The 3479-nt window shown below is 69.7% G+C and carries 5 protein-coding genes; 2 read left to right on the forward strand and 3 right to left on the reverse strand.

All coding sequences use genetic code 11. From position 1 onward, the window contains the following. Positions 1 to 367 precede the first annotated feature (367 nt). Positions 368 to 784, forward strand: a complete 417-nt coding sequence (locus ACFQ27_RS20670) for a hypothetical protein (protein ID WP_377354900.1) — start codon at positions 368 to 370, stop codon at positions 782 to 784. Here ACFQ27_RS20670 and ACFQ27_RS20675 read toward each other — a convergent pair whose 3' ends face one another. The 3 genes from ACFQ27_RS20675 to fsa are packed head-to-tail and all read right to left on the reverse strand — an operon-like array spanning position 785 to position 3046. Continuing rightward, positions 785 to 1714 carry a tyrosine recombinase XerC gene (locus ACFQ27_RS20675; RefSeq protein ID WP_377354902.1) on the reverse strand — a complete coding sequence of 310 codons (930 nt, stop codon included), beginning with the start codon at positions 1712 to 1714 and terminating at the stop codon, positions 785 to 787. Next, complete coding sequence (locus ACFQ27_RS20680) at positions 1699 to 2376, reverse strand: DUF484 family protein (RefSeq protein ID WP_374343595.1); 678 nt, start codon at positions 2374 to 2376, stop codon at positions 1699 to 1701. The genes ACFQ27_RS20675 and ACFQ27_RS20680 overlap by 16 nt, the downstream gene beginning before the upstream one ends. Before the next feature lie 16 nt (positions 2377 to 2392). Next, complete coding sequence (gene fsa, locus ACFQ27_RS20685; protein WP_377354903.1) at positions 2393 to 3046, reverse strand: fructose-6-phosphate aldolase; 654 nt, start codon at positions 3044 to 3046, stop codon at positions 2393 to 2395. Positions 3047 to 3118: 72 nt separating this feature from the next. Between fsa and ACFQ27_RS20690 the strand changes: the two genes are divergently transcribed. Then, positions 3119 to 3479 (forward strand): primosomal protein N' family DNA-binding protein (locus ACFQ27_RS20690; protein ID WP_449305027.1); only part of this gene is annotated, 361 nt, incomplete at its 3' end.

Raw genomic sequence — 3479 nt, forward strand, 5'->3', positions numbered from 1 at the left:
TTCGGAGACCGGTTCAACAAGGCCGCCGCCTAAATATGTTCAACCGCCCGCCCACACACGAAATTCCTGACAGTCCCCCGACCCCCGCTTCGGTGACACCCCGGAAGCGCGTCAGACCCTGCTTGATCGCTGGGCACGGGTGCTGAACCCCCTGAACATCGCGGCCTTCGGCCTCGCTGTCACAATGCTTCTATGGGATTTCCCCCCAAAGGCGCTGTTGGTTGTGGGCGGACTATGCCCGCCGTTGGCCGTTGCGCTGGTGCTGGTCTCCCGTGGCGTAGCCACGCTTATGCCCCCGTCGCCCACCCCAAGGCCGACCGCTGCGGGTCTGCTGCTCCCTGGGGCGGCCCTAGCCTTCCGCGCGCTCATGGATTTCAACTTCGTGGGCGGAGCCAAGCTGAACTTGGCGACCTTGCTCCTGTGCGCTGTGATCGCCGTCGTTCTGCTCGCGGCCGACCGGAGGTCATTCACCTCGCCTCGGGCGATCACTGTCCTTGGATTGGCCGCACTTGCCTACGGCTGGGGTTCCGCCATGGCTGCCGATGTCGACTTCGATACGGGCGCGCCGACGACCTATCGGGCGACCGTGCTCGATCTCACCCGATCCGGGTCCCGGCACACCACCTATCATGCCGCCCTGTCCGCCTGGGGCCCCTTTCCGGCGGGGCATGATCTCAAGATATCCCAGCGTCAGTATCTTAATCTGGAAGAGGGTCAGACGGTCTGCCCGCGCCTGCATGGCGGCGCCTTCGGCGCGCCCTGGGCGGAGATCACTCCCTGCTGATCAGGCGTGCGGGTGGGCTGCGGCATAGGCGCTGAGCAGGCCTTCGGCGTCGACATCGGCGTAGCGCTGGGTGGTGGACAGGGAGGCGTGGCCCAGCAGTTCCTGGATCGAGCGCAGGTCGGCGCCGGCGCCCAAGAGGTGCGTGGCGAAGGAGTGGCGGAGCGCATGCGGCGTGGCGCTCTTGGGCAGGCCGAGGCGCCCCCGCAGGGTCTGGACCGTGGCCTGGACGTGGCGGGGGCTTAAAGGTCCGCCGCGCTTGGCCCGGAACAGGGGCTCGTCGGGCGACAGGGCGAAGGGCAGCTCGGTCAGGTAGTCGGCGACCGCCTGCTGCACGGCGGGCAGGACCGGGACGATCCGGGTCTTCGAGCCCTTGCCGGTGATGCGCAGCGACGCTGGCAGGGGCGCGTCGGCGCGGGTCAGGGACAGGGCCTCGGAGATCCGCAGGCCGCAGCCATAGAGCAGGGTCAAGACCGCCTGGTCGCGGGCGGCCTCCCAGTCCTCGCGGTCTGGGTTGAGGGTGGGTTCAATCAAGAGGCCGCGGGCCTGGTCCTCGGTGACGGGGCGCGGCGCCGACGGCTTCACCCGCGGCCCGCGGACGATGGCCAGGTGCGGGTTGGGGGTGTCGAGGCGCCGGTCCATGAACTTGTGGAAGGTGCGCACCGCCGACAGGGCCTGGGACATGGAGCGGGGCGACAGCGGGGTCTCGCCGCTGCGCAGATGGGCCAGCCAGGCGCGCAGCTCGCCGGCGCTGATCCCGGCCATGTCGGCCAGGGCCAGGCTCTCGCCGCGATGGCGCTCCATGAAGCCGAGATAGCGGTTGGCGGCGTGAGCGTAGGCCTCCACCGTGCGGGGCGAAGCGCGGCGCTCCTTGGCCAGGTGCTCCAGCCAGAGGCCGAGCGCCTCGCGGGCTGCGCCTATAGGACCGGCCATCGCTCGGCCGTACGCTCCACCACCCGGGCCAGGAAGGCGACGAGCTCGGCGCCCATGTCCTCGGTGAAGCCCTTGGGATCGGCGGAGCCGAAGGCGAGCAGGCCGGTGCGGGCCGGCTCCCAGATGGCCAGGCGGACCATGGCCATGGAACGGATCTGGCCCGCGCGTTCGCCGAACAGGGGCAGGGCGACCGGCTGGAAGCCCATGCGGGCCACCTGCTGGTGGCCGATCACCTGATCGATCTGGCCCTCGGCCAGGACCCGCCAGCCGGCGGGGGTGCGCTCAGGCCCTTCCAGGGCGATCAGGCCGCCGGCCAGGCCGAAGCGCAGCTGGGCGAGATCATCCACCCGGCGGGCCAGGTCGGCGTGGTTGCGGCTGTCCAGCAGGTCGACGACCGCGCCGTGGGTCTGGGCCTGGGCGGCGAAGTTGGCGCGGGCCGTGGCCTCGAGATACTTGCGCGCCTTGGACTCGCGCTTGTGCGCCTCGTGCACGCGGGCGAGCGCCGCCGGCGTGAACTCCACCACATTGGCCGGCTGGACTTTGAGGCCCAGCTCGGCCAGCAGCTCGGCGTCGCCGGTCAGCAGCTCGGGATTGTCGAGGAGGATGCGACGGACCACATCGGGCGCCAGTTGAAGATCCTTCGGCTTGGCGCCCGTTTCCATCGTCTGTCCCCGCGTTTTACAGGATCGACTGACCCGTCGCGGCCCAGTCCTTCATGAACTGATCAAGACCCTTCTCGGTTAACGGGTGCTTGAAGAGATCCGCAAAGACGTTGGGCGGAATGGTCGCGCAGTCGGCGCCGGCGAGCGCGGCCTGGGTCACATGGACCGGGTTGCGGATCGAGGCGGCGAGGATCTCGGTGTCGAAATCGTAGTTGTCATAGATGGCCCGGATCTCGGTGATCAGGTCCATGCCCACCGCGCCATAGTCGTCCAGCCGGCCGATGAAGGGCGAGATGTAGGTGGCGCCGGCCTTGGCGGCCAAGAGGGCCTGGGCGGCGGAGAAGCACAGGGTGACATTGGTCTGGATGCCGTGCACCGCGAACTCGGCGGTGGCGATCAGGCCATCGCGGGTCAGGGGCAGCTTGACCACGACATTGGGGGCGATGGCGGCGAGCTTCTTGCCCTCGGCCAGCATGCCGCCGACCTCGGTGGCGGCCACTTCGGCGCTCACCGGCCCCTCGACGAGATCGCAAATCTCAGCGATGACCTCCAGCATGGGACGCCCGGACTTGGCGATCAGGGTGGGGTTGGTCGTAACCCCGTCCACCAGGCCGGTGGCGGCCAGATCCTTCAGGACGGCGACGTCGGTGGTGTCGAGAAAGAGCTGCATGGCGTTGGCTTCCGGGTTCGTAAGGACGCTCCTTCTAGCGTCTGATCGCGACAAGCTCAAAGCAGGGCTGACATGAGCCGGATTGCGTCGGTCCTGCTGCCCATGCCCCTGCCCGAGGCGTTCGACTATGCCGAGCCCGAAGGGATGGGCTTGCAGGTGGGCGACCAGGTGGCCGCGCCGCTCGGGCCGCGCCTGATCCGCGGGGTGGTGACCGCCCTGCGCGAGGCCGCGGGCGGCAACCGGCCGCTGAAGCCCGTGGACGCCAGGTTCGACGACCCGCCCCTGCCGCCGGGAACCCTGGAGTTCGTGCAGTGGGCGGCGCGTTATTCGGTGGATGCGCCCGGCGGGCCGCTGGCCATCGCCCTGCGCGGCGCCCGCGTCCCCAAGCCCAAGCCCGAGCGCGTGGTTTCGGCCTCCGGCCAGGCGCCGGCCC

Source organism: Phenylobacterium conjunctum, from assembly GCF_042679085.1.
GTDB classification, from domain to species: Bacteria; Pseudomonadota; Alphaproteobacteria; order Caulobacterales; family Caulobacteraceae; genus Phenylobacterium; species Phenylobacterium conjunctum.

What these genes read in the sequence shown, in the direction of transcription:
- fsa (WP_377354903.1), bottom strand. Translation starts at nt 3,046, where the DNA reads ATGCAGCTCTTTCTCGACACCACCGACGTCGCCGTCCTGAAGGATCTG.
- ACFQ27_RS20675 (WP_377354902.1), bottom strand. Translation starts at nt 1,714, where the DNA reads ATGGCCGGTCCTATAGGCGCAGCCCGCGAGGCGCTCGGCCTCTGGCTG.
- ACFQ27_RS20680 (WP_374343595.1), bottom strand. Translation starts at nt 2,376, where the DNA reads ATGGAAACGGGCGCCAAGCCGAAGGATCTTCAACTGGCGCCCGATGTG.
- ACFQ27_RS20670 (WP_377354900.1), top strand. Translation starts at nt 368, where the DNA reads ATGGATTTCAACTTCGTGGGCGGAGCCAAGCTGAACTTGGCGACCTTG.